Origin of the sequence: Corynebacterium tuberculostearicum (genome assembly GCF_022347235.1) — a bacterium.
GTDB lineage: Bacteria > Actinomycetota > Actinomycetes > Mycobacteriales > Mycobacteriaceae > Corynebacterium > Corynebacterium tuberculostearicum_F.
This window is the reverse complement of the sequence record NZ_JAKRDX010000021.1, coordinates 1-25,810: the sequence shown is the minus strand read 5'-3', so window position 1 is coordinate 25,810 and position 25,810 is coordinate 1. Positions and strand designations below refer to the sequence as shown.

13 protein-coding genes and 1 pseudogene are annotated in these 25,810 nt (G+C 57.3%); 6 read left to right on the top strand and 8 right to left on the bottom strand.

The features are described from left to right. Window positions 1–94 precede the first annotated feature (94 nt). Window positions 95–7,345: a G5 domain-containing protein gene (locus tag MHK09_RS10165; RefSeq protein WP_250413474.1), complete on the top strand. Its 7,251-nt coding sequence runs from the start codon at window positions 95–97 to the stop codon at window positions 7,343–7,345. Window positions 7,346–7,691: 346 nt separating this feature from the next. Here MHK09_RS10165 and MHK09_RS10160 read toward each other — a convergent pair whose 3' ends face one another. Together MHK09_RS10160 and MHK09_RS10155 are read right to left on the bottom strand one after the other, a co-directional pair. Further along, entirely contained in the window at window positions 7,692–11,414 is a 3,723-nt protein-coding gene (locus MHK09_RS10160; protein ID WP_436232113.1) for a multifunctional oxoglutarate decarboxylase/oxoglutarate dehydrogenase thiamine pyrophosphate-binding subunit/dihydrolipoyllysine-residue succinyltransferase subunit, read from the bottom strand. A 177-nt stretch (window positions 11,415–11,591) separates the two neighbouring features. Next, window positions 11,592–12,326: a hypothetical protein gene (locus tag MHK09_RS10155; protein WP_250410284.1), complete on the bottom strand. Its 735-nt coding sequence runs from the start codon at window positions 12,324–12,326 to the stop codon at window positions 11,592–11,594. Between the two features lie 116 nt (window positions 12,327–12,442). Here MHK09_RS10155 and MHK09_RS10150 point away from each other — a divergent pair, with 116 nt between their 5' ends. The 3 genes from MHK09_RS10150 to MHK09_RS10140 all read left to right on the top strand — a co-directional run bounded on the left by MHK09_RS10150 (window position 12,443) and on the right by MHK09_RS10140 (window position 16,093). Beyond that, window positions 12,443–14,146, top strand: coding sequence for a carboxylesterase/lipase family protein (locus MHK09_RS10150; RefSeq protein WP_250413472.1), 1,704 nt, complete (start codon window positions 12,443–12,445; stop codon window positions 14,144–14,146). A gap of 81 nt (window positions 14,147–14,227) precedes the next feature. Next, window positions 14,228–15,076 carry a hypothetical protein gene (locus tag MHK09_RS10145; RefSeq protein ID WP_005323497.1) on the top strand — a complete coding sequence of 283 codons (849 nt, stop codon included), beginning with the start codon at window positions 14,228–14,230 and terminating at the stop codon, window positions 15,074–15,076. Between the two features lie 174 nt (window positions 15,077–15,250). Next, a complete protein-coding gene (locus tag MHK09_RS10140) occupies window positions 15,251–16,093 on the top strand; it encodes a hypothetical protein (protein ID WP_250413471.1) in 843 nt (280 codons plus the stop codon). Here MHK09_RS10140 and MHK09_RS10135 read toward each other — a convergent pair. Then, on the bottom strand, window positions 16,090–16,608 hold the full coding sequence (locus MHK09_RS10135) for a hypothetical protein (RefSeq protein WP_239191617.1): 519 nt from the start codon (window positions 16,606–16,608) through the stop codon (window positions 16,090–16,092). The two genes, MHK09_RS10140 and MHK09_RS10135, sit on opposite strands and share 4 nt — an antisense overlap. A 112-nt stretch (window positions 16,609–16,720) precedes the next feature. Between MHK09_RS10135 and MHK09_RS10130 the strand changes: the two are divergent. After that, a pseudogene (locus tag MHK09_RS10130) lies at window positions 16,721–17,961 on the top strand (MFS transporter). Between the two features lie 182 nt (window positions 17,962–18,143). Then, the gene (locus tag MHK09_RS10125; protein WP_250413470.1) at window positions 18,144–20,102 is read left to right on the top strand and encodes a DNA cytosine methyltransferase; all 1,959 of its coding nucleotides are present in this window, start codon (window positions 18,144–18,146) and stop codon (window positions 20,100–20,102) included. On the opposite strand, the gene MHK09_RS10120 is transcribed toward MHK09_RS10125, so the two are convergent. The 5 genes from MHK09_RS10120 to MHK09_RS10100 all read right to left on the bottom strand — a co-directional run bounded on the left by MHK09_RS10120 (window position 20,099) and on the right by MHK09_RS10100 (window position 25,673). After that, entirely contained in the window at window positions 20,099–21,382 is a 1,284-nt protein-coding gene (locus tag MHK09_RS10120) for an ATP-binding protein (protein ID WP_250413469.1), read from the bottom strand. The two genes, MHK09_RS10125 and MHK09_RS10120, sit on opposite strands and share 4 nt — an antisense overlap. A 23-nt stretch (window positions 21,383–21,405) precedes the next feature. Continuing rightward, the gene (locus MHK09_RS10115; protein ID WP_250413468.1) at window positions 21,406–22,098 is read right to left on the bottom strand and encodes a DUF6339 family protein; all 693 of its coding nucleotides are present in this window, start codon (window positions 22,096–22,098) and stop codon (window positions 21,406–21,408) included. Between the two features lie 71 nt (window positions 22,099–22,169). Then, the gene (locus tag MHK09_RS10110) at window positions 22,170–23,081 is read right to left on the bottom strand and encodes a hypothetical protein (protein WP_250413467.1); all 912 of its coding nucleotides are present in this window, start codon (window positions 23,079–23,081) and stop codon (window positions 22,170–22,172) included. Then, on the bottom strand, window positions 23,081–25,069 hold the full coding sequence (locus tag MHK09_RS10105; protein WP_250413466.1) for a hypothetical protein: 1,989 nt from the start codon (window positions 25,067–25,069) through the stop codon (window positions 23,081–23,083). Before MHK09_RS10105 ends, MHK09_RS10110 begins: the two co-directional genes overlap by 1 nt. After that, complete coding sequence (locus MHK09_RS10100) at window positions 25,062–25,673, bottom strand: PD-(D/E)XK motif protein (RefSeq protein ID WP_250413480.1); 612 nt, start codon at window positions 25,671–25,673, stop codon at window positions 25,062–25,064. Before MHK09_RS10100 ends, MHK09_RS10105 begins: the two co-directional genes overlap by 8 nt. Window positions 25,674–25,810 lie beyond the last annotated feature (137 nt).

The window sequence follows — 25,810 nt, the reverse complement described above, 5'->3', positions numbered from 1 at the left end:
AACTAGGTTAAACTCAGCTTCCATTACGGATAGCTGTCTGCCCTATGCGTTTGTCGCGAACAGGGCAGCCCCTACATGGATGAAGGACTCCTTTATGACAGTTTCCAAGCGGAAATTCTTAATCAATCGCGGCTCTACCAAATCACTGGCCGCAGTATCCTCAATCGCGCTGGCTCTCGGCGCGGCCGCTGTTATTCCCGGCGTATATAGCGAGGGTAATAAAACTGAAAACGCCCGCATTCAGCAGGCTGCGGACTCAGAGCTTGCGTACACCGGCGGAATTCGCGGGGCCGATGGAAAGGGCGCCATCGAGCCTGCGCAGCAGCTTGCCTCCGATATTGGTTCCGGTAGCTGTACGGTTAATTTCAGCGGCCAGCAGGGCAGCAAGGGCGGATTCAGCTTCAATATCCAGGAGCCGTTCAGGGACTCGCCTAACAAGCGAATGTTTGGCGCTAACGTAAAGATGGATGCCTCGCAGGATCGAACTTGGCGCGATTTCCTTGTCTTAGGAAGCAATAATAATGCTCCTGTGCGAACCCATAGCGTTGCTGCGGCGGCACCGGGAGATAGCATTCTGGGCGAGGACATTACCCATTCCACTGAGTCGGTGATGAGCATTGGTCGGCAAGGTCCGCGTGGTCCACTCACTGCGACGATTGCGGCTGACCTGAGCGCCGACGATATTGCGGAGGCGGCCACGGAAACCGGCGTGTCCTACGGTTGGAAAGACACGTACACGCAGGACAACACTTCCCGTCCCACCCAGATTTTCAACGACCCTGACGTTCAGGTCTCATTCAACCCGTGGCCGAGTGAGAACGATAACTGTTCCGCCATTTCAGTAGATTGGGTGCCGAAGGAAAAGTTGGTCATTCGTCCAGGCGAAGAACTCAAAGTCGGCCACATTAATGCCGACTCAAACTCCATGTCTCGTATGGTTGCGGAAGCCTACGATGCCCAGGGCAAGTACATCGGTTCGAGCAACTCCTCCGCCTCTGGCGGTGAGCAGAAGCTGCGCATCGACGATAACGGTGACATTATCTACACGGTGCCGAAGTATAAGGGCACGAAGCTGTCCGCGCAGCAGGGAACTCGTTTCAACGTGATGGCACAGCCACGTACGGTCAAACAGCTGCGTGATGCGATTCCCGACGGAGATTTTGGACAAGTATATGACGAGTCCAACGCGCTGGATCGCTACAACAAGCCCAACGTCATTTCGGGTCACCAGTGGAGCTTGGACGATACCCAGTTCCACGATCCTCTCTATGAACCTGCTCAGCAGGAGATTATCTCCGGCGTCGACAGCGAGAACGGCCCGGTAGCAACTGGACCGCAGTCGGTGACTTTTACGCAGTCCGGTGACAAGATTGCTGATCTGTTGAAGTCGCGCGATGAGGGCGGCGTCGAAGCCGAGGTAAAGCTGGATAATCGCTATGTGTTCAACGGCTGGAAAGCTGTCATGGATCCGAATAGCCATGACGTCACCGTGACCGCCCCGCCGAACCCAGCACCGGGCACGTTTGCACAGCCGCGCGTCATCGTGACCTATACCAACGGCTCGCAGGACATCATTCCGCTACTCGCCGTCGTTGATCCGAATAATACTCAGGTCACCGAGTTGGAAACCCCGGGCCTAGTTCAGGGCCCCGCAGGAAAGCCGTTGAAGGCTAGCCTGACCACCAAGCCGGTTATGGATGGCCACGATCCTGTTGCTCCAACGTCTTATAAAGTGGATGAGAGCACCGTTCCAGAAGGTTGGGAAGTCAAGGTCGATGATGACGGAAACCTCGTAGTCGTAACCGCTACGTCTGACGAGAACACCCCAAATAACTCCAAGATAACCCCGACGATCATCGCCACTTACCCTGATGGCACCACGGATAAGGTTCAGGCAACCTTCCAGATCACAAATAACGTCAAGGTTCCGGACTATACCGCAGTAACCGGTAAGGCTAAGGAAGAGGTCAAGCTCGAGCCTGTCATGCCAAAAATTGGCCTAGGCGGTAACGCTGACGACGAGCAACCGAACCGTTATACCTTCCCTGATGGTTCTTTGGAGTACAAGACCGGCGATTGGACCGTCACCATCGACGAGAACACCGGCGAGCTTACTTCCACCATCCCGGATAATGCACTTCCGGGCGCTCAGATTACCGTGCCGGTGAAGTCTCACTACGCCAGCGGGGCTAACCCGCAGATCGCTACTGGTGTGATCAATGTCATCGGCGATGACACCGGCGATGACATTGCTAGCTATCCGCCTAAGTACACCAAGCCAGGTGAGCCAGTAAAGTCTGACATCAACACCCAGCTATCTGATCCCTCCCTGGGCAAGTACAAGCTGCCGAAGAATCTGCCGGCCAACTGGACCTTCTCCATTGATGACAACGGTTCTGTTACCGGTACTCCGAACTCTGATGTCCCAGCCGGCGCCAGCGTGCAGGTTGACGTTGAAGTAACCTATCCTGACGGTTCCACGGCGAAGGTGCCAGCAAAATTCGCTGTGGTGGATTCCTACTCTTCTGCCAATAGCCCGTCTTACCCAACGGTTACCGGCAAGCCGGGAACGAGCGTCACCAGCACCGTCAACCGCACGGACATTGACGATGACGCGGAGCCAACCTTCTCCATCATCACGGACCCGAATGATCCTTCCTACATTGCGCCCCCGCGTAACCTGAACCTTCAGGATGTAAAGATCGATCCGAAGACGGGTGAAATCACCACCCCGATTGCCTCCAATGTATTGCCTGGATCTCATGCGGATATTCCAGTGCGCGTGACTTACAAGGACGGTTCCTCCAATACCACCATCGCCACTGTGGTCGCCGTTGCACGCCAGAATCAGGTATACGAGCCGCAGTACGAACAGCAGACCACCACTCCGGGTCAGCCGGTGGACTCGCTCATCACTGACAACACCAAGGTTCCCAATAGTGACCTCATTGATGATGCGTCCCAGCGCTATTCCGTACCCGCGGAGGTCAATGGCTGGAAGACCAGCGTGGATGAGAACGGTGTGGTCACCGCGACCGCTCCTAGCGACGCCAAGCCTGGCGACGGCGTGGATGTTCCAGTAACGATTACCTATCTTGACGGTTCTACCGATACGGTCCTCGCATCGTTTAAGGTCAAATCCCAGCAAAAGGACACCAACGAGCCGGTATACGCGGTTGAATCCACCAAGCCGGGAACGAAGGTTACCCGCGATGTGAATCTCAATAACGCGCCATCCGATACAAAATTCTCCTTCGGTAACGATGGCGACCAGCCGATTTACCACTTGGAGCAAGACGGCTGGACTTACGATATTGATTTCAAGACCGGCGAGGTTTCGGCCACCCCGTCGAGCACTGCCAAGCCGGGTGATAAGAAGACGATTGACGTAATCGCTAACTACCCGGATGGTTCGACGGATAAAGTCCCACTGACCACCGTGGTGAACTTGACGCAGAACTACGAGGTTGACCCGGCCTACCCACCGGAGACCACCTATCCGGGCGACGAGGTCACCTCGCCGCTAAACCTCAACCTTCCGGATGGCGTCAAGGTTGCTCCCAAGGAAAAGACTCCTTATCGCATTTCGCCTGTCGACGGCATGGTTCCGACCGGTCAAACCAACGCCGCCGGCAACCCGACCTACTTCTACTCAACCGCGAACGGTGATTGGATCGTAGGCCTCGATGACAGCGGCAACGTTATGGCTACTGCGCCAAAGACGGCCAAGCCGGGCGATGCCATTGGTGTGCCTGTCATCGTGACTTACGAGGATGGCTCGCAAGATACCGTCACTGCGCCGATCAGCATTAAGGACGCGCCAACCCGTGAGGTGCCGTTTGAGGTCGAGTACAAGTACGACGACACGGTCCCGCAGGGAACGTACAAGGTAGAAAAGAAGGGTGAGCCAGGCGCCGAGGTACAAAACCGCGCCGGTGAGTGGTCCCAGACCAAGGCACCTGTCAACGAAGTCGTTGTCATTGGCACCCAACCTTCTAAGGCATCTGATGAGATGACCTGGACCATGCAGACTGGTTTCGACACCATCATGCGCCCTAACCCGGAGCTTGCTCCGGGCGAGGTCAAGGTGGTCCAGGAAGGTGAAGCAGGCGAGCGCACCATTTCGGTGAAGTTCGACGCGACCCTCGAGCAGGGAGGCGTACCGAAGGTAGAGACCACCTCGGATTCGCAGACCAAGGACCCGAAGCCACGCATCGTGGAATATGGTCCTGGCCTAGATGACCAGGAGCTGACCTTCACCGATAAGAACCGCATTCCGTTTGAGACCGAGATTGTCTATGATCCTTCGCTAAAGGCCGGCGAGCAGGTCGTAGACCAGAAGGGTGAAGAAGGCGAAGAGGCCGTCACCACCACCCAGAAGCTGGTCAACGGCAAGCCGTCCGGCGACCCTGTCGTCACGAAGGAACAAACCAAGGCACCGGTCAAGCAGGTCATCCGTGTGGGCGGCAAGACCGAGGGCCAAACCTCCAATTCGGTTGAGACCGAGGTTCCGTTCGGCGTGAAGATCGAGTACGACCCGACCATGCCTGCCGGTGAGTCTCAGACCGTCACCGAGGGTAAGCCGGGCAAGAAGACCGTCACCGTTACTCAGAAGGTGTCCAACTCCAATCCGGATGGCGAGCCAACCGTAGAGGAGAAGGTCACCGAGCAGCCTGTGGATCAGGTCATCAAGGTCGGCACCAAGCAGGCCACGGCTTCTGACAAGGTCGAATGGACTGAGCCGATTCCGTTCGGCACCACCCTGCGCCCGAACTCGGATCTTGCTCCGGGTGAGACCAAGGTGGTCCAGGAAGGCAAGAACGGCGAGGCATCGTACGCTGCTACCTTCACCGGAACTGACGGCAAGGCTGACGTGACCGAGTCCAAGGCTCGCACCGAACCTGTCGAGCGCATCGTCGAGTACGGCCCGCAGGCCGAGGACACCTCCGTGGTCACCAAGACCGAAAAGCCTGTCCCGTTCGAGACCGAAATCGTCTTTGATGATTCTTTGAAGGCGGGGGAGCAGGTCGTCGATAAGCAGGGCGAGAACGGTACCGAGGTGGAAACCTCTACGCAAAAGATTGTGGACGGCAAGCCATCCGGCGAGCCGACTGTGACCACTGAGCGCACCAAGGAGCCGACCAACGCGGTGATCCGCGTGGGCACCAAGACCGAGGGCACGAACACTACCGAGTCCGAGGTCGAGGTCCCGTTCGAGACCGAGATTCAGTTCGACGACTCCCTGCCGGCCGGTACCCAGGAGACGGTCCAGGAGGGCAAGCCGGGCAAGGACAAGGTCACCACGACCCAGACCATCGAGAATTCGAAGGTCACGGGTGCCACGACCGAAACCGAGCGCGTCGAGGAACCGGTCAAGAAGATCATCAAGGTCGGCACCAAGGGTGAGACCACCTCCAAGACCGTGGAGTGGAACGAGAGCACCCCATTTGAGGTCGAGGTTCGCGAGAACCCGAATCTCAAGGCCGGCGAGACCAAGGTGGTCCAGGAAGGCAAGCCAGGCGAGGTCAAGCACACCGTGACCGTGACCTCCGATAATGGCGAGATTTCCACCAAGGATGACACCGAGGAGATCAGCAAGCCGACCAAGCAGATTATCGAAGTCGGTACCGCGCCATCCCAGACCGAGCTGAGCGATAAGCACACCGAGCAGCTGCCGTTTGAGACCCTCATCGAGTCTGACCCGAACCTCGAGGCGGGCAAGATCGTTGAGGACCAGGCTGGTTCCTTCGGCGAGAAGGAAGTCACCAAGGTCTGGAAGCTCAAGGACGGCAAGGTCGTGGGCGACCCAGAAACCACTGAGGACGTCACCAAGGAGCCGACCCCGCGCAAGCTACGCGTAGGCACCAAGGTGGTCACGGAAACGCAGACCGAGACCGAAACCGAGAAGGTCACCGAGACCAAGGAAGTTCCGGTTGAGCTCGACCGCGGCTTCTACGGCGTGGAGCTGACCAAGCCGGGCGAGCCTGCTTCCCAGAACATCAAGGACGGCTCCGAGGGCAATACCTACGAGATTGGTGAGCTCCCAGCCGGCTGGTCCGCCACGGTGGACGAGAACGGTACGGTTACGGCCACGCCGCCTGCCGACGCCAAGTCTGGCGACTATGCCGAAATTCCGGTTACGGTTACCCCGGAGGACGGCAAGCCCTACACCGCGACGGCAACGTTCATCGTCAAGGACGACCAGCCGGTAGATCCGACTCAGCCAACCGAGACTGAGGTCATCACCGCGCCAACCTATAACCCAGCGGTTATTGAGGCCGGCGGTACCCAGACCGTAGACATCAACTACGGCCACGCGGATGGCAATACCTACGAGTTGGGTGCGGTTCCAGCGGGCTGGACCGTGACCATCGATGAGACCACCGGCCAGCTGATGGTTACTCCGCCGGCTGATACCCCGAGCGGTACCATTCAGGAAATCCCGGTCACCGTCACCACCGAGGATGGTCAGACCTTCAATGTGAAGACCGTCATCGGCGTCATCAGCGACAACTGTGGTTGCGAGCCTGTTGAGCCGGCCGACCCGACCGATGAGCCAACGGACGACCCGTCCGAGGACCCGAAGGACCCAACTGAGGACCCGAAGGACCCGACCGAGGATCCTAAGGACCCGACCGACAAGCCGACCACGGACCCAACCGAGGACCCGAAGGACCCGACCGACGAACCGACTGGCGAGCCAACCGTTGATCCGAGCGAAGACCCGGCCGAAGACCCGAAGGACCCAACTGAGGATCCCAAGGACCCAACCGGCGAGCCGACCACGGACCCGACCGAGGATCCTAAGGACCCAACCGGCGAGCCAACTACGGATCCGACCGAAGATCCGACGGACGAGCCAACCGACAAGCCAGAGCCGAATGACCCGAAGGATCCAAAGGATCCAGAAGACCCGCGCGGTTCGAGCATCCCGGATGGTTTGGTACCGATTATCGGCGGCCTGATTGGAGGCGGAATCTTGGGCTCCAGCGTCAATGACCACCACACCCCAGGTGGTTCGCCAGATGCCAAGCCACAGGTTCCGACTGCACCTCAGCCTAAGCCTGGTGAGGACGAGCCGAAGATCAGCGGCAAGGTTGAGCTGAATGAGCAGGGCCAGCAGACCAATGGTCAGACCAACCAGTCCAACCCGAGCTACGGCGATGCACCGCGGAGTAACTCCACGACCTCTAGCCAGAGCGGCTCTAAGAGCACCTCTGGATCGACGTCGAGCAACCGCGCACTGGCTGATACCGGTGCCAATGTTCTCGGAATCGTGGGCGTGGGTATTGCACTCATCATCGGTTCCACGCTGCTGCTGCGTCGTGAGCGCCGTAATGACTAGTCATTCGGCCTAGCGCACAGCGCCTGCTAAAGACGGCAGTCACCTTATTGAAGGGTGGCTGCCGTCTTTGCGTTGATAAGGCCTGGCCTGGCCGGGCTTGTGGGCAGGCTGATCAGAAGCCTAAGTGACTGCTCTCAGCGCTCCCTTCGCGCTCACGGGGAGCAGGCGTCGGGTGGCTTCACGTGACGCCGGTGAGCGCGAAGGGCGAGGGAGGAGGGGCGCGAGAGTGGAAGTCTTGAGGCGGAGGCTGAAAGAGGCCAGGGGCCACATGTTCCAGACAAAGATGAGGGCATGAGTAAACCCCAGTGAGGAGGTCCTCACTGGGGTTTAAACGGGGTAGAGGCGACTAGATGTCGAAGGCCTCTTCCAGCAGGTTCTTCTGCTCAATCTGGTGCACCTTGGCGTTACCGGTGGCAGTCGAGGACTGAGCACGGCGGGAAACGCGAACCAGCTCCGGCATATCCGGAATCAGGGTGCGCAGGTGTTCGTTGTAGAACGGCCATGGGCCCTGGTTGGCCGGCTCGTCCTGAACGAAGCGGACCTGGGTGGCGTTCGGGTAAGCCTCGAATGCCTCGCGCAGGCGGTTGAACGGAATCGGGTGGAGCATCTCCACGCGGACGATGGCGATGTCATCGCGGCCGTCGGCCTCGCGCTTCTTCTCCAGATCCCAGTACAGCTTGCCGGAGACCAGCATGATGGTCTTAACCTTGTCGGTATCGCCGACCTTCTTGCCGTTGACATCAACGAAATTTGGGTCATTGATAACGGACTGGAAGCGCTTGACCTCGGTGAAGTCTTCCACGGCGGAGGTAGCTGCCTTGTTACGCAGCATGGACTTCGGGGTGAAGACGACCAGCGGGCGCTTCATCTCGCCGAGTGCCTGGCGGCGCAGCAGGTGGAAGTGGTTAGCCGGGGTGGAAGGCTGAGCCACGGTCATGGAACCCTCAGCGCACAGCTGCAGGTAGCGCTCGATGCGGGCGGAGGAGTGGTCCGGGCCCTGGCCCTCGTAGCCGTGTGGCAGGAGGAGTACCAGGCTGGACAGCTGGCCCCACTTCGCCTCACCGGAGGAGATGTACTCGTCGATGATGGTCTGGGCGCCGTTGGCGAAGTCACCGAACTGTGCCTCCCAGGCCACGAGGGCGTCTGGGTTGCCCACGGTGTAGCCGTACTCGAAGCCCATGCCGGCGTACTCGGTCAGCGCGGAGTTGTAAACCATGAACTTGCCGCCGTTGCCCTTGGAGGTGGCGATGGCGTGCATCGGGTTGTACTCGTTGCCGTTGCGTGGGTCGAAGGTGACGGCGTGGCGCTGGGTGAAGGTACCGCGACGGGAATCCTCACCAGCCAGGCGGACAACCTTGCCCTCGCCGGCCAGGGAACCGAAGGCGATGAGCTCGCCCCAGCCCCAGTCGATGCCGCCCTCACGGGAGGACTTCTCGCGCTCCTTGGCTACCTTGCCCACGCGCTTGTGGTACTCAAAGTCCTCTGGTGGGTTGCCATAAGCGGCACCCAGCTCGGCGAGTTCCTCAGCGGTAATGGAGGTATCCAGGCCGCGGGTGAGCTCCTGGGAGGAGGTGATGCCGGTCTGCTCCTTCGGGCGAGCCTTGCCGGCTTCCTTGTGCTCAGCAAAGACGGATTCCATCTGGTCGTGGAAGTCGCGTGCGGCTGCCTCGGCGTCCTCGGCGGAAAGGTCACCACGGCCGATGAGGTCGTTGGTGTAGTGCTCGCGCACTGCCTTGTGCTCGTCGATGACGGAGTAGAGCTCCGGCTGAGTCATGGACGGGTCATCGGCCTCATTGTGACCGCGCAGGCGGTAGACCATGAGGTCGATGAAGACGTCCTTGCCAAACTGGCGGCGGTACTCGGCTGCCATCTGACCAACCCAGACGACTGCCTCTGGGTCATCGCCGTTGACGTGGAAGACCGGGCAGTCGAAGCCCTTGGCCAAGTCGGTGGCGTAGTGGGTGGAGCGGCCGGAGTCCGGGGTGGTGGTGAAGCCCACCTGGTTGTTGACCACGATGTGGACGGTGCCGCCGTTGGTGTAACCGCGCAGCTGGGACAGGTTGATGGTCTCCTGAACAATGCCCAGGCCGGTGAAGGAAGCATCACCATGGAGCATGACCGGAACAACGGTGTGGCCCTCTGGGCCCTTGTCCAAGATGTCCTGCTTAGCGCGGGCGATGCCCTCCATGACCGGATCCACGGCCTCGAGGTGGGATGGGTTGGCGGCAAGGGTGACCTTGATTTCGCCATCGCCAAACATCTGCAGGTGGTGGCCCTCGGAGCCCAAGTGGTACTTCACGTCACCGGAGCCGCCGAGCTGGCCGCCCTTGTAGTTGCCGTCGAACTCGCCGAAGATATCGGCCAGTGGCTTGCCCACGATATTGAACAGGACGTTCAGGCGGCCGCGGTGCGGCATGCCGATGACGACCTCGTCCAGATCCTGGCCGGCGGCGGTATCAATGATGGAATCCAGCAGCGGGATGAGGGTCTCGGCGCCCTCGAGGGAGAAGCGCTTCTGGCCCACGTATTTGGTCTGCAGGAAGTTCTCGAATGCTTCTGCGGCATTGACCTTTTGGAGGATGTACTTCTGCTCCGCGTTGGTCGGCTTCGGCATGCCCGCCTCCAGGCGGTCCTGCAGCCAGCCGCGCTCATCGCGGTCGAGGATGTGGGTGTATTCGGAGCCGACCTTCAAGGTGTAGGCGGCGCGCAGGCGAGAGAGCACCTCGCGCAGGGTCATCTGCTCCTTGCCACCAAAGCCACCGACGTTGAAGGTGCGGTCCAGATCCCAAATGGTCAGGCCGTGGGTCGCGATGTCGAGGTCGCGGTGGTCCGGGTTAGGCAGGCCCGGCTGTACCCAGCCCAGCGGGTTGGTATCGGCCAGCAGGTGGCCGCGGGAGCGGTAGGACTCGATGAGCTGCATGACGCGGGTGTTCTTGTCCACGCCGGAGGTCGGCACGTCCTGCGCCCAGCGGAACGGCTCATAAGGCACGCCCATGGAGGAGAAGAGGTCGTCCCAAAAGGCGCCGTCGACAAGCAGCTGGCCAATGGTGCGCAAGAACTCGCCGGACTCTGCACCCTGGATGACGCGGTGGTCATAGGTGGAGGTCAGGGTAACCAGGCGGCCGACGCCCAGGTCTGCCAAGCGGTCCGCGGAAGCGCCAGCGAACTCGGCCGGGTAATCCATAGAGCCCACGCCGATGATGGAGCCGGCGCCCTTAGTCAGGCGGGCGATGGAGTGGCGGGTGCCGATGCCGCCTGGGTTGGTGAGGTTAATGGTCACACCAGAGAAGTCATCCATGGTGAGCTTGTTCTTGCGAGAACGGGTAACGATGTCCTCGTAGGCCTCAACAAACTCGGAGAAGGACTTGGTCTCGCACTCCTTGATGGCGGCGACGACCAACGCGCGGGAGCCATCTTTCTGCGGCAGGTCAATGGCCAGACCCAGGTTAATGTGCTCCGGCTGGATGACATAAGGCTTGCCATCCTTTTCCTCGTAGCGCACGTTCATGTCAGGGTGCAGCTGTACGGCCTTAACCATGGCGTAGCCGATGATGTGGGTAAAGGAGATCTTGCCACCGCGAGTGCGCTTGAGGTGGTCATTGATCATGGAGCGGTTTTCCCACATGAGCTTGACCGGCATATCGCGCACGGTGGTAGCGGTAGGAATCTCCAGGGATTCCTCCATGTTCTTCGCAATGGCCTTGAACATGCCCTTGAGCTGGTGCTCCTCGCCGCCCTTGTAGTCTTCGATGCGGTCGAGCGGGGACTCGGACTTCTTCACGGACTGCTTGGCCTTAGCGGACTTTTCCTGCGCCTTGGCCACGGACTTATCCACGTTGGTCTCGCGGGCCTCCTGCTTGCGGGCGGTAGTCGTACCCTCAGTCTTCTTCGCGGCAGGCTTAGACGGCTTCTTCGGGGCTTCCTTGGCAGGTGCCTCAGACTTGGGCGCGCCGTTTGCTTCGAAGTAGTCGCGCCACTCCTTATCTACGGAGCTAGGGTCCTTGGAGTACTGCTGGAACTGCTCGTCTATCAGCCACGCATTGGGGCCGAAGATATTCGATGTGCTCACGGCAGGTATTCGCCTCATTTCTCTGCTTTAAAATGGTCGTTTATTCGACTTTAGTGCGGCCTTTGCACGAGCGCATGCGTCACTCGCCAAAGAGTCTGCCTACATGATACGGGTCATACCCCTAAACTCACTATGTTAGGGGTATCAATTGCCCCACTTATCGGTTCCCGGCTACCCCTAGGCTTGGGTGAGGGGAGAAAGCTGCTCGCTGGCGTGCTCGATGACCTGCTTGGCCAGCTTGCGGTTGGCGGTAGTGCCGAGCACGGCGCCGATGCCCATGGGCATGAGCTTGCTGATCCACGCCCACTCCAGGCGCTTGGTGATCTGCTTGGTAAAAAGCTTGGTCAGGCGGCCGTTGATTCCAGACAGCGTCGGGCCGGAGAAACGGGACAGGCTAGCGGCCGAGCGCATGCCCGCCACGCTATTGAGATCACCCACAAAGGTATCCACCAAAGCGGAGCCCTTCGAACCGGTCAGCACCAAAAGTACAAGGGCGCGGCGGCGCTCGGGGGACTTGATGTCATCGCCATGCAGGTAGGCCGAAGCCAAGATGTACCACGCGGTCGCCTCCAAAAAGACCACGGATTCGCCGGCGATGGTAGCTGCGCCGGTTACCAAGCCAACACCTGGGATGGCAGCGGAAGCGCCCGCGGCCGCACCCGTGCCGGAGGTGATATTGAGGAAGTGTTTGTCAATGAGCTCCTGCAGCTGCTGCGGGCTCGCGTCCTTATTGCGCTTCTTCAGGTTCTCGACGTACTTGATGATGACACCGGACTGCACGGCCACTGCGCGGTCCAGGGAATTGAGCAGGGCAGAGGTAAAGCGGTTGGTATCTTCCGGATCGATGTCATAGGTATCGACGGTGTCGACCTCGGTGGAGTTGTCCTTTTTGTCTTTAGTAAATAAGCCCATGTGTCCTTCTCTTTCGCTAGAACTTATCTGCGCCCAGCATAGTAAAGGCTCTATTAATGCGCCGCCGCGCCGTAATGAGATCGCCGAGGGCGTGCAAGCGACCTAAGCTAGTGGGTATGGTTACGCCGCACGAGAACAACCGCGACTCCGAGGGTTTCCCTCTGGAGGAGTCTTCCGCGGCGGCGCGCCTTAAAGCGAAACAAGCGCACGAACGCGCCCGCCGCGCGCACGAAGAGGCCCAAAACGCCCTGGCAGATGAGCTCACCGTGCGCACTACCTCCGGGTGGGTGCGCGGCGTTATAGAGGAAGACCTGCGCACCGATCGCCCCATTAGCGCCGGGCCGGTGCTTACCTGGCGCGGTATCCCGTTTGGTGATACCACCGCCGGGGACAACCGCTTCCGCGCGCCGCAGCCCGCACCGGCCTGGGAGGGTGTGCGCGATTGCAGCCAGTTCGGCCCACCGGCCCCGCAGCCCACGTATTCCTGGACCGATCGCATTATCGGCTCCGAGGACTGCCTGCACCTCGACATCGTGCGCCCGCGCACTGAAGAGAAGCTTCCCGTGGTGGTCTACCTGCACGGCGGCAGCTTCATTATGGGCTCGTCCCACATGCTCATGCTCCGCGGTTTTGAGCTGGCCACCCGCATGGACGTGGTCTACGTATCCATTAACTTCCGCCTCAATTCCCTGGGCTACTTGGATCTGCGCAGCCTGGGCGGGGACTGCAGCGCTAACCCGGCGGTGGCCGATCAGATCCTGGCGCTGCAGTGGGTGCGCGACAATATCGCGGCCTTTGGCGGTGATCCTGATTCCGTCACCCTCATGGGCGAATCGGCCGGTGGCGCGGCGGTGCTCACCCTCATGGCGAGCCCGGCCGCGGAGGGCCTCTTCCACCGCGCCATTGCCCAGTCCCCGCCGATTGCCATGATCCATTCCCGCGCCCAGTCCACCTTGTGGGCGCGCGAGCTGGTCCACCGCATGGCCTTGCCCCGGCGTACCTCGGTGGAGGACCTGCGCCAGGAAAACTTTGCCGATCTGGTGCGTTCGGGCCAATCCATGATGTGGCGGGCCGGCGAGCTCATTCACCTCAATTCCTGCTACGCGCCCACGGTGGATGATGAGCTCATTCCGGAACACCCCATCGTCGCCTTCGAAAACGGGCATCAGCACCAGGTTCCGCTGCTCATCGGCACGAACTCGGACGAGGCTAGCTTTGGCAAATTCCTCTTCCAGCGCCAAAGCTCCCGCGAGCGCGCCGCCTTGCGCCTCCTGGCTTCCTTCGATCCCCAGCACGCCCCCGAGGTCGTCGCTGCCTATGACGGCGCGGTGGCCCGGGAGGACTTTGCGCACCTGCTTGCCGACGCCCTCTTTTGGGCACCCTCCACCCGCATCGCCGCCGCCCATGCAAAAGTGGCACCGACGTGGATGTATCGCTTCGACTTCGCCTCTGCCGTGCTCAAATGGCTCGGCCTCGGCGCCATGCATTCGATGGAGCTCGGCAATGTCTTCGGTGACCCTTACTCCTCGCGCGCATCTTTCCTTACCAATTGGGGCTCGCGCGCGGAGATGGAGGAACTTACCGCCACCATGCAGCAACACTGGTCCGCCTTTATCCACGGCGGCCGCCCGGAGATGAGCTGGCCACGCTACGGGTCCAACCACCGCGCCACCATGATCTTCGATGCCGCGGCCTATATTGAGCACGCGCCGCACGAGCTCAAGCGGCAAGCCTGGGAGGGATACCACATGTTGGAGTGGGGAAGTGGGCGCCCGGAGCTGGTGAGATCTTTGGGCTTCCAACCATCCGGGTGGGAATAACGGTAGACTCCACAGTGACCGCGGGCGGCGGCTTGCCTACCGTGGGAACCTCTGCTTCCGAAGGATGGATTTTAAACCACCATGAGCTTTTTCGAAGATATTGCTTCTGCATTGGATGCCGAGGGCATCGAGTCCCGCGTCAACGATGACGTCATGTTCGTTCCAATCACCTCTGATCTGGAAATCCAATTTATTGAAATCGATCCGCTTCTCCCCGCCGCGAACGTCTACATTGCCGCGGCGGATGTTGATGAAGACGATGAGGAATTTGAGGCAGTCCTTGTCTCCGTCGCCTTCTCTGTAGACGATGCCGTGGAGGCGGTCTCCCGCCACATCGCCACCGACCAGGTGGTCACCGTCCTGCGTGACCTGCTGGAGGGCACCGATGAGCGCATCGCGGAACTAGAATTTGCCCAAGATGAGCTCAACCCGCACCTCGTCGTGGCTGAAGTGGCCAACGACTCGGAGCTGCGCGTACTCGTGGAAACCATCGACGGCGTCCCGTCCGCCATCGTCCGCTTCCTCGCCTTCGACTTCGATGAAGACGATCTCGATGACATGGAGGATGAGGCAGTCGCCCTCGCGTGGGAAGTGGACGAAGAGGATGAGGACCTCGACGAGGCTGACCGCCTCGCCCTCTTTGATAACGCCGAGTTTGATGACGTTCCCATCGTGGAGGTTCCCGCCGAGGCCCTTGAGCTTGGCACCTACACCGACTTCGATCGCCTCTTTGATGTCCTAGGCCTCGTCTCCGAGCAGGCCCTGGACTGGGAAGCACAGCTCGTTTCCTTCGATGACGAAGACTACGAAGAACCTGACGTCTACGACATCTTCGGCGAAGACGACGAGGACGAAGACGAGGACTTCTTCGACGGCGACGATGCCGACCTGGACGACGAATCCGCCGCCCCCGCAGCCGACGAAAAATAATCCCCGCCTCCCCATAGCCCAGCCCCGCCGCCTTCCGCGGCCGGGCTGGGCCTTTCCCGTTTTAGGGGCCCTTTTGTGTTGCTACTTTCGCGCGCCGCCAATTAGGCTTTAGGGCGTCCCCAGCCTGCAGCTGGAAATCCGCCCTAAACCTAGCCTTGTGAGGAGGAGAAGACCATGGCGATGACCCGCGATACCACGTGGCGCTACGTCTTTGTTGTAGTAGCCGTGGCACTCTCGCTTGCCGCGTGGTTATGCACCGTCTTTGGTGTGTACGCCACGGTAAATGTGACTTTCGAGTCCTACCTGACCGCCAGCGTCTGGGCCCTCCTCCTAGTGGCCGCGGTGCTGCTATATACCTCGCAGCATGGGCTGGTGCCTAACTGCATCCTCCTGTATCCGATCTTCGGCGCCTCCATCAACCTGCTGTTGGGCTCGTTGACGGTGCGCACGCAGGTGCCGATGTTCTTCGATGCTGTCGGCACCGCCATCGTCGCCATCATCGCCGGTCCCGTGCTCGGCATGGCCACGGGGCTTACCACCACCGTATTGGGCGGAGCGTACTTTGCCTATAATCTCGCCTTTGCGCCCGTAGGTATCTTTATCGGTGCCGCAGTAGGCCTGCTGGCTCGCCGCGGGGTATTCAACAAGCTGTCCTGGATCATTTTCTCCGGCCTCGGAATAGGCATCGGCTCCGGCGTGATGAGCGTGTACGTACTCATCTTTTCCTTCAGTGGTCACCCACGCAAGGGGCCACAAAACCTCACCAAGTTCTACGAGATGATCGTCCAAGACGAGCGCCTGGCCATCATCTTGCAGGGCCTTACCTCGGACATTCTGGATAAGGTCTTTACCGTCCTCATCGCCTGCTTGGTCCTGCGCTTTATGCCAAAGGCAATCGCCCGCCACTATACGGTGACCTTCAACCACGAGGTGATGAAGAAGGTGCTCCACGCGCCTGACCCGCATGCAGAGTCAGACGCATCTGCGCAGTCAACACAACAGCGAGCGACCGCCTAGGCGGCTTGGCTGAAGCCGGCGAAGAGTGACTCGGGGGAGTGGACCGGCTGATAGGAGCTATCCACGAGCCACACATAAGTGGCATTCGGGCCACGGGAGACCTCGTGGACTGCACCTACCATCTCTGCCGGCACGAGCGTGCGCACCCAGCCCTCTGCCACGGCCGGATCTACCGGCTGACCAAAGTTCTCGGTAATGCGGATGGTGATCAGATAGGCAGGAATGCGGTCTTGCCCAAAGCCGCGCACGCGGGCCTTCACGCGCGCACCCACGCGGTGGCGGGTAATGCTCATGCAATACTCTCCGCCCGGTCCACCGGCGGGCGTCGGCAGTTGCTTTATCGGTGGGCGCCAGGTGGGAGTGGGGCGCGCCAAGGAGCGCGGGTGGTGCATGATGGCGGCGATGGAATTGATGGTGTCATATTCGTGGTAGAGCAAGTCCGCCGCAATCTCGGAAGCGGACTGGGGCAGGTTCATCGCGGTGGGCTGGGGAAACTTCTTTTGTACGTTGTGCATGGCCATCACACTAGAACCCAACGCGGACACAACCCCACCAAAAACAAACAAATGTTCGAATATAAGTCGCAAATGGCTTTCCCTGACGCCAAGGATTAGAGTTGCAGCCGATATGATGAATACACGCAGTGGGGAAGTAGAACACGAGGAAGCGCCCAAGATTCCGCGCGAAATCTGGGTCATGGTCACGGCCGCCTTTATTATCGCTTTGGGCTACGGCCTCATCGCCCCGCTGCTTCCGCAGTTCGTGGTGAGCTTTGATGTCTCCATGGCTGCCGCGGGTCTTGTGGTCTCCATCTTCGCAGCTTCGCGCCTTATCTTCGCGCCCATGTCCGGATCGCTTGTGGATCGCGTCGGCTCGCGCCGCGTCTATCTCATCGGGCTCATGACCGTCGCGGTGACCACGGGCCTAGTCTCCATTGCGCAAAGCTACTGGCACATCGTGGCCCTGCGCGCCCTGGCCGGCATTGGCTCGACCATGTTCACCGTCTCCGCCATGGGCCTAATCGTGCGCATGTCCCCACCGACGATTCGCGGCAAGTGCTCTGCCACCTACGCCACTGCCTTCCTGCTCGGTAACGTCGCCGGCCCCGTTCTTGGTGCCAGCTTGTCCTTTCTGGGGTTCCGCTGGCCATTTTTCATCTACGGCGTGGGCGTGGCGCTGGCCGCGTTCGTCGTCTGGTGGCAAATGCCCCGCGTGAACCACAAACAAGCCAGCAAGGATAAGCTGCCGCCCATGCGCCTGCAGGAGGCCTGGGGCGATACCGCCTACCGCGCGGTGCTGACCTCCAACTTTGCCCATAGCTGGATCAACATGGGCGTGCGCGTATCCGTCCTGCCGCTTTTTGCCGCGTCCATCTTCCACAATGGCGCGGCCGCCTCCGGCCTGGCGCTCGCAGTCTTTGCGGCCGGCAACGCCATCGTGTTGCAGTTCTCTGGCAAGTGGTCCGATATCCACGGCCGCAAGCCACTCATCCTCATTGGCCTCGTTGGCTCCGCCATCTTCATGGTGCTCATGGGCATGGCCACCAGCGTGTGGTTCCTCCTGCTGGTTTCCGCCTTCGCCGGCGCCTCCTCCGGACTTATCAACCCCTCCCAGCAGGCCGCGGTGGGTGACATCGTCGGAAATGATCGCTCCGGCGGCAAGGTGCTATCCACCTTCCAGATGGCAGGAGACTTCGGCCAAATCTTGGGCCCATGCTCATTGGCCTGCTTGCCGACGCCTCCGGCTTCCCCCTTGCCTTCACCGTCTGCGGCGCCATCGCCTTCATCGGCATCATTGCCTGGGTATTCGGCCGCGACCCGCACGCCGGGGTGGGGAACAAGCCGAAGCGCGTGCCGCAGAAAAAGTAGAGCTTTACATACCGGTCAAGGTACTAAGAACATGAATAAAGGGATCGTTTTATCGTAAATGCGTCTCTTCTGGGGGTAGTGGCAATAGGGCGCTATTACCTTTCCCCTGGTCTTGCGGTTGGAGAAGAGGATAAGGCAATAGTGATTAGTGAAACTGATGCGACCTAGTTAAATTAATCAACGTGAAACCTGTAGATGAGTTTGCCGTAAAGCAGATCCGAGGACCGTATGTAAGGCTTCCTCACCACCCTGATCACTGCGAAACTGTTGACGAGCTCATTTCCTATGCAAAGGGCCGTAAGGCAGAAGGCGCAGTTCTCGGCGTGGACCTATTTGCGGGAGCAGGTGGGCTGAGTCAGGGTCTCACCAACGCAGGGATTGAGATCGTCTTGGGCGTGGATCATTTTGACTACGCAGTACAAACTCATGCCGCAAGATTTCCTGGCATCTCTGCGTCTTGGGATCTGTCAACGCCGGAAAGCGTTGAAAAGGTCGCAAATCTAATGAAGGAATGCGATATCGATGTTCTTGCTGGTGGTCCTCCGTGCCAGCCGTTTTCCAAAGCAGGTCGAAACGGCATCCGCTACTTGGTAGAGCAGGGGCTTCGAGATCCACATGACCAGCGGCGCGATTTGTGGAGAGCCTATCTCGAGGTTGCACAGCTAGCTCGCCCTCGTGCTGTCATTATGGAGAATGTTCCCGACATGGCGCTGGACGACGAGATGTTCATCATGCGAAGCATGATTGAAGAGCTCGAAAGCATCGGTTATTCCGTGGAAAGTCGGGTAATTGAGACATGGCGTTACGGAGTACCTCAATTCCGTCAACGCTACATTCTCGTTGCATTGCGCGATGGCTTCGAGTTCACTTGGCCTGAAGAAGTGAGCAAGAAAGTTACCGTGTGGAATGCCATTGGCGATATGCCCGAAGTAGAAGGCGGTTGGCGGCCTGAGGGCGGGGCAGATGGTTGGCAAAAATATGAAGGCCCTAAAACTGCATTTCAGAGGTATATTCGCAAGGGCGTCCCTACTGAGCAGTCTGGTCGTCTCTACGATCACATCACTCGGCCAGTGCGAGAAGATGATCGTATTGCTTTTGAGATGATGACGTCTGACACCAAATACTCGGACCTGCCAGACCATTTGCGCAGGTATAGAAGCGATATTTTCGATGACAAGTACAAGAGACTCGACGAGAATGACTTGTCACGAACGATTACCGCTCACATTGCCAAGGATGGCTATGGGTTCATTCATCCTCGTCAAGCCCGGACGCTCACCATTCGGGAAGCCGCGCGGCTTCAGACATTTCCGGATGATTTCCGATTTAGCGGTCCACCAAGTGCCGCATTCAAACAAATTGGTAATGCCGTTCCAGTACGGCTTGGCGAAAACATCGGTCAAAGCGTGCTTGAGAGCTTGGAGCTGCAGCAAAAGAAGGATTTTGACTCCCGAGCAACGTCTGCTGCTCTTGCGAACTGGTACCGTGAGCGTTCAGCTAATGATTTGACCAGTCCTTGGCTTCGAGACGGAAACCGCTGGCAAGTCTTAGTATGCGAGATTTTCATGGAGCGGACGACCCTTGAGCAAACGAGGATGTTGTGGCCTTTGATCAGTTCTCTTGAAGGACCTAGCGAGTCGTCGACGATACCTGCATCGACCGTCTCGACTATCTCCGGAGTTTTTCAAGGCCAACGCTTTGCCAAGCGCCGTGAAAAGTTTTTGAACGTGGTTGAAGAGATCAATCAACACCCATCGGAATTCTGGCAACCCAATATCAAGTCTGAGCTTTTTCCCACCATAAATCCTGGGCTCCGTCGGATTCTTGAGTTGTCTTCGCCGGAAATTCGTGCGCTAGATCGCAGTGAAGAACCAGTGATTGTTGCTAAAGGAGTACTACGTGTTACTTCGCGCTTTCAAGGGGTAGACACTGAATCTCGAAACAAGATGTCAGATGGGCGAATTAGCATTGCTCGAATCCTGGGGTTGAGCGAGGATTCTCAACAAGCACATCTGGCCTTGTTTGAGCTGGGCCGTACCGTGTGCCTGAGTGAAGGCCCACGGTGCGGACTCTGCCCACTACAAAGGTGGTGCAATGCAGCTAAGACTGAATTGGGGAATGCTCCAGCAGCGCTCTTTTAATCAAATCCCAGATGCTTTGCCAGTTCAGGCATTTCGTCTTTAAGGAGTTCTGAAATTGCATTCAGCGCTTCAAAATTTCCGGTTCTAGCTGCAGCGGTTCTCAATGCAAGCCCGATGGCCTCGCCGGAATCGCTTCCTCCAAAGCTCGACGCTGTGTCGGCAGGGAAATCTTCGGTTTGTGCCTTCTTTGCATTTTCGCGCCGATAAGCAGCGTCCGCGGCTATGCATAATTCATTGACCGGGCGAGAGAGCATCTTTCTTAACTGGCTGGGCAAGCTGACCCGCATCTTCGCCACGTTAATGTTGAAAGCATCGTCGAGGCGAGTATTGAAATCCAGCGACGCTCGGGCGAGCTTGGTGTGCTCATCAATCGTACGAATTTTGGACCAGCCTCCCCATTGTACGAGGCGGTCAGCGCGATATATGTACAGGCCTTGTTGCTTGTTCCATTTATCTATTCCAGATGCAGCCTCAAAGGCTTCTCGAGAGCTAAAATCGCTCCTCTGGGGGAGTAGGTATCGCTTAAGCGTGACGGTATCGGATTGTTCGCCATGCTCGACTTCAAATTCGTCTACATCGAGCATTTGCGTACCTTTTTCATCTCGAACGAACGGATCCCAAGGCTCCAGCTTTTTCCCATTTACGCAAATGGCTACTTTGGCATAAGCTTCACCACTCAAAAACCGGTGAAACACCATGGAAAGATAGTCATTTAGCTTGGGGCCAAGTCCTTCAATTCGACGTCGCGCCCAGCCACTTTCGGGAGATTTTACTGGCAATAGTCGGTCGAGCTTCTTCCACAGAATTATTGTGCCAGGCTCGCCCTTGAGCAATGCAGAGAGTTCCTGTGCTTCCTGTTCATCGCTATGGTCCAGCGTCACCCAGTCATCAATATCTTGGATGAAATCAAGGTCAAGGACCCGTGCTTGGAGTGGCGCGCGTTCGCTCTGGCTGATTGCCTCCAATCGGCGGCACTGTGACAGTGATGCGGTTTTCAGCCCGAGACCATAACGGCCTAGCTCTTGATCTTGATAGGACCGCCGGCTGCCAAAACGCATGGCTTCATCGATACGTTCATCGTTCATACCATCGCCGTTGTCGATGATGAGAACTGTGGAATCGCGACCATCGAAATCGATCTGAATATCCACAGTGGTAGCACCCGCTGCGATGGAATTATCAACAATATCCGCAACTGCTGACTCAAAGCTGTAGCCAATATCGCGCAAAGAAGTAGTCAATCGTCGTGCAGAGGGCGCGACAGATAACCGTTTAGTCATTGAAGAAAGAAACTCCTAGGAAATTATTCAATTGAGAGTAGGGAGTCGAGCGTCTCTTGGTAAACCTCTCGCACCAGGGTAGTCGTTTGCTCCGGAGTAAGCACATCGAAATTCATGATGCTACTGAGCTTTCCTAGTTGGACCATGACTCTGCGTAAGACATCGGATTTCGAAGAATCTAGTTCAAGGCTGTGCTTATGGTGGACAGAAGCAATAGTTTTTGCGATGGTTGGGTTCATTCCGAAAGTTGGGCGTTCCATAATGGCGACTCCCTCGTCTTCGCCCAAGGTGAGATTCAATTCAGAACCCAAACAATAAGCTCTCCACCACGCTTTTCGAAACGTATTTCGTGGTTTGCCAATCCAGCGTTCGTAGTCCTCTTTTCGATTGTCGTTCTGGTACCGCCATTTGCTGACATCAGGGAAAACCGCCAGCGAAAGAAAATTCCAAACTTCTTCAGTTCCTGCTTCTGCTGGAGAAATCTGAAGGCACTCAAACAGAATGTTTCCTAGGCGAGCATCGAATTCAGAGTAAGAGGCTCCTTTCGCTCTATTCCGTTTAGGAAAGCCGTATTCAGATGCGAGAGCAGTCACCTTTTCGCGCAGTGCTTCAATTTCTTCAGTAGGAACTAATGCACCACCTAGGGGAGGAGGATATTGTTTTGGGTGAAAAATATCTACATAGTCGGAACAGCGGTCTACAGAAGTCTTGGTCATCGCGGAGGTGACAAGAACAGCGTCATCGCGGTCCAATCTTGGGAGTGATCGAAAGTGTTCCATTCGAGCTTCTAACCCTTCTTCTTGTACATTGCGCTTTGAATTTCAGCCTCAAGCCACCCAGGGGATTCTTTGTATTTCTCGGAGTTTTCCTCTAAAGAAATATTGGGAAAGTAGGTGTCATGAGTGGTTTGGAGCACTGCCGCTAGCGTTGTTTCATCATCAATTGCGTATTGCTGTAGCTGCGGGATGTCCTGTAGATATGCAAAGGAAAGCATTTGAACAACCGATGCGACGCGCAATTGGAAAGAGAGGTCCTCATTGCTAGTGGAGTTAGCATCAGAGAGATACTCTTGAATCCTCGGGTGTGAGGAATTCAGCTTGAGTCTAATGGCGGAAGATGCATGGGCATCAAGGTCACCCTGAACTTCGATCTGCCACATAGCTTTATCGGGAAGACCATGAAACTTCTTGAAGTCCAAAAAGCTAACAGGAAATTGGGAACCGCTACCTTCTAGGGCTACCGAGTAACTTGAAGACCACAATCGAGAACCTAGCTTGTGGGCACCAAGTGGAGTCCTCTGCGGATCCAGATTTGATAGCAAGACAATATCTACCGATATCTGCAGGTCGCCGCCAAGAACAGAGCCTGCCAGAGTAGTGGTGACTCGATTTAGTCCATCTACAACCTCAACCGGAGATGACGCCCCATGTAGGTTCGTTCGTGTCGACTTCCAAGAGATTACAAGGCCGAGGATGCCGACTGGTTCACCGTTATTGTCCGTTAACGAGGCCGAAGAGAGGGCGGCATTAAGATCGATGTCGACTTCTGCTCTGATGTCAACCGAAGATGAAGGACTCCATGCCGCCTGCGTGCTTGCATTTTCAGCGCGCAGAGAGTGCCCATCGATTAATACATCGAAGTCAAAAAGTGCAACCGAATCACTCGAGGGGACATTAAACCCAATGCTAGTACTGGACATTAGATCTCCTCTTCTGATTCATCTTGCAGGTTAATTTCCACGCTGATTGCCGAATCTTGAGGTTGGAGGATGGCGTACTGTCCGCTCCAACTATCTCCGCGCATCTGCTTTTCAAGAGCATAATCTGCGGGCGGATTCGCGACTAGAGACTCCAGATCGTGCGACTTTGAAAAAGGATTGAGCCATCCCAGGTGCGTTGGCATTTCGACCCCATCATCACCGTTCTTGACGCGCCTTCCGTCTACAAGGACGCTTGCCTCCACCGACAAGCTGGTACCCGACGCCAATGAAGACTTCGCTTTGGCGTAAGAAACATCGAAAATGGCTACAGTTCCAGCACTAGTGGAAACCAGTCTGTTAAGGGATGCAGAAGTCTTCGCATTCTTCGTCTTCCGAACTCCGCTACTAGCACGTTTAGGCGCCTTGACCTTAGATACTCGATTGCTCGTACCAGGAGTCGTCGAGATGAGTTCACCAAGAGAAGCAGAGATCCCGCTAACAGCCGAGTTTGACTGAGCTACTTCAGCCTGCTTGCTGGAATTACTATCCTTCTGGAGAGAGCTCTTAATGCGGTTAAGAGCGATATTAACTGGGTTGCTGACTCGGGGACGTTTTGACCCTTCTTTATAAAAGCGGGGGTCTTTTAGATTGACTGTCGAAGGGTTCCATTCGTCGTGGGCTGGGGGCTCGCTACTTGCAAACAGTGCATCTAGTTTTGATGAAGCGATAAAGACGCCGTTGTAGAAAAATTCATCACCTGGATATGGGCCCTTCCAATAATTGACGATCATTCGTGGTCCGCGGATTAGTGCAATATGCTGGTGCAGAACCTCGCCACTATCCCCAAACACCGAACGGTGGCCAATTCCGTCTGAGTCAAATCTATTTGTTACGAGGCGGCCCAAGTACTCGACTGGGCGTTGGGAGGTAACGTCTTTCCATCTATTGAGGCCGACGTGTTTGAAAGACCGTTGAAAGTCTTTATCACTTTCTGGCTCGGGTTTTGAAACCGCTAATTGGTATGCATCTACGAATCTTCTGAGCACAGGGTCCCGTTCAGGATCGGGAATCGTGATTTCTCGATTCTTGAATGCGACAGTGAAATCGATGGGATCCATGTTTTCGATTCTCGCCACCATGTGCGGCCAAGCCCACTTTGCTAAAGCGTCGGCGATCGTCTCAAGTACTTTTTCGCCTTCGTCAGCCTCAAAGTCTGGTCCTAAAACGGCAATAGCGGTGCCATGGGGGCGCTCTTCGGTGAAATCTTGGTCCATCAGGAAGTGCCGAGCAAGGGAGTCTGCTTGGGAGCCAGTGATTGGGTCCGCAAAAACGCTATTCCTAACACCATTGGCGCGAACGCCCCACCAGTGGCGTCCTGTGTAGTTGAGATCGTAGGTGCCATCCGAATCGCTGTAGCCATCGCTGTTGGCCATTGCGATAAAGCGGCTAACCTCTTGATCGTTCTCGTCTGTGGTACGCGTGTAGACGAGCGCGGTGCGCGTTGTACTGACGTTGAAGTAGACGCCCTTGCCGAAACCGTAAGTGCCGCCTTTGAGCTTCTTTGAAGAGTTTCGACCAATATTGCGGATCAAAGCGACAAAATCGTCTTGTTTGTCGTACTGTTTTGCAGCTGAAGTAGGGCCCTGGAGGCCCGCTGTTCCCGAATCAGATACGACGAGGATAGGCAGAGTATCCGCCTCATCATCCAAGTACTCTTCAAGACTTGGCAGCCCGCGAGTACCGTCGCCGAAGAAGTCGCGAAGTTCGTCTGCTCTGTAGCCGGTTAACTCGTGATATCTGACTGAGTAGCTGACGCCATCGTCGTGGCTGGATGTATCACGTGCGTCCCAGCTGTTCTGAAGGGTTTCTCGGGTGAAAAGATCCCAACTCTCCAAGCTCGGGCGGCCAAGCGCATTAGTAGCTGAATTACCATGCATATTTCCGGAGTCTTGGAAAAACTCCTCGTGATGGAACGCGGCTTTACTCATAGCGAAGTGAACCGTCCTTTCTATGTCCAGGGACTAGCTCGGGTTCTGTTAGCTCAATGGTGTATTGGACACTTCCGATTCGGTCGGAAAGGGATTCAGGCGAGATTCTTGGAAAATCCTTTGTTACTTCGAAGGTTTGAGTTTCGAGAAGGTGGTATGCGGATTCGATGTTTTCTTCTCCCCAAGCAGGTAATGAATATCCAACCTTTTTGAGCTCAATCAAGAACTCGTCGGCTGGAACTTCTTTCCTCTGAAGCAGCTGAGTTACTAGCGCTCGTAGAGTGATTTCACCATTCGGGCTGGCTTCGTATTTGGCTACGCGAAGTAAGAGTTTCCTACCCGGCTCATTTTCCAATTGTCGGGCATCGTGGATTGCCACGGGGAGCCCTTTTGCAATCGTGGTTGCTTTGCATTCAATGCCGCGATCTTCGAAGCGGAAATCATGGTGCTGGCTATCAGGCCCGGTCCAACGGAAAAAAGCGTTTTGCTGTCCGTTTTCGAGGAGCTCGTTCATAGTTTGTAGCTCGCAGATCAGACCTATTTCTTCGGAAGCGCTGAGAGCTTTCGAGTGTTCTAGGTTGAATAGAGCGCGCCATTTGGTCAGCTGTGCACTCGCTGCGGGTTGCGTCCCCTAACGTGGTGTATCTGTAGCCCGCGGTAAGTCTTGTGCCGGTGTGCATGAAGGCGACCATCGCGGGTACCTTTCGAATCAACTCTTACCTATCCTCGAAAGGAAGTACC